The sequence below is a fragment of the Kitasatospora sp. NPDC093558 genome, from assembly GCF_040683475.1.
In the GTDB taxonomy this organism is placed as follows: domain Bacteria; phylum Actinomycetota; class Actinomycetes; order Streptomycetales; family Streptomycetaceae; genus Kitasatospora.
Genome location: NZ_JBFBDY010001057.1, coordinates 1 through 1631 on the forward strand (window position 1 = coordinate 1; position 1631 = coordinate 1631).

The following is a 1631-nucleotide window of genomic DNA, read 5'->3' on the forward strand; positions in this document are numbered from 1 at the left end:
GCGGCGGGCGCGGGTGCCCCGGCTCGCGGCGATCCGTGCGCGGACGCCTCCTGCCCCGATGTCTTCCGCTCCGGCGTCACCTGCTCCGGCGGCTCCTGCTCTGGCATCCCGTCATCCTGCCACGCCGGGCGGGCCCGCCGACCTGCGCGCTTGCGAGCCCGAGCAAGTAAGGCTTACCTTACGCGAACAACGTTCGCATTCGGAGGTCGCCGTGCCCGAATCAGCCCTCTCCCCGTCTCCGGCCACCGCGTCAGGCACCACGACCGGCCCCGGCTCCGCCGCAGCGCCGCCCGGCCGGCGCACCTCGCTCGTCCTCGCCACCGCGTGCCTGTGCCAGCTGATGGTCACGCTCGACGCCAGCATCGTGAACATCGCGCTGCCCGCCATGGGCGGCTCCCTCGGCTTCGCCGACGGCGCGCTGCCGTGGGTGGTCAACGCCTATGCGCTCGCGTTCGGTGGCCTGCTCCTGCTCGGCGGCCGGGTCGCCGACCTCGCCGGTCACCGCCGGGCGCTGCTCGCAGGACTGGTCCTGTTCGGTGCGGCGTCGGTGCTCGGCGGGTTCGCGCAGACGCCCGCGCAGCTGATCGCCGCGCGCGCCGGACAGGGCGTCGCGAGCGCCGTCCTCGCCCCGATCAGCCTGACCCTGATCATGGTCACCTTCACCGAGGGCGCCGCCCGCGCCCGCGCACTGGGCGTCTGGTCGATGGTGACGGCGGGTGGCAGCGCGCTCGGCGTTCTGCTCGGCGGGGTGCTGACCGATCTGCTCGACTGGCGCTGGGTGTTCTTCGTGAACGCCCCGCTCGTCCTGGTGGCCGCCGCCCTCGCGACGCGCACCGTCGCCACCGCCCGTCCGCCGCGCGCCGGACGGCTCGACGTGCTCGGCGCCGTCCTCGGCACGGGGGCGATGAGCGTCCTCGTGTACGGGCTGATGGCGACCGACCGGCACCCGTGGGACTCGGCCCGGACCCTCGTCACCCTGGGGGCCGCCGCGCTGCTCGGCCTCGCGTTCGTCGGCTGGGAGGCGCGATTCGCGTCCGCGCCGATCGTGCGGCTCGGTGTGCTGCGGGTGCGGACGGCATGGGTCGCGAGCCTGATCGTCACGCTGATCGGCGCGGCGATGCTGGTCGGCTTCTACTTCTGCTCCCTGCACCTGCAGAACGTGCTGCACTACGGGCCGCTCGCGGCCGGCGCCGCGTTCCTGCCGTTCTGCGCCGGGACGATGGCGGGCAGCATGGCGGCCGGCCGGCTCGGCGCCCGCTTCGGCGGGCGGGCGACGCTCACCGGCGGGCTGGTGCTGGCCGGGCTCGGGATGCTGTGGTTCAGCGGGCTCGGCGTCTCGTCCGGGTACCTGACGGCGTTCGTCGGGCCGTCGGTGGTGGCGAGCGTCGGCGTCGGGATCTGCATGGTCGCCAACACCGCGATGGGCACCTCGGGCGTCGACCCGCGCGAGGCCGGGCTGGTCAGCGGACTGCTCAACGCCGGGCGCCAGTGCGGCGGGAGCATCGGACTCGCCGTGCTCTCCACCCTCGCCGTCGCGGCGACGCGGCACGCGGCGGCGGCCGGTGACTCCGCTCCGGCGGCGCTCGCGGCCGGCTACGACCGGGCGTTCGTCGTCACCGCCGCGCTGCTGG

At 75.3% G+C, this 1631-nt stretch carries 1 protein-coding gene; it reads left to right on the forward strand.

What is annotated here, in order from left to right:
* Positions 1-211 precede the first annotated feature (211 nt).
* Positions 212-1631, forward strand: a 1420-nt coding sequence (locus AB0O00_RS38415; protein ID WP_363659322.1) for an MFS transporter, incomplete at its 3' end; no start/stop codon positions are given.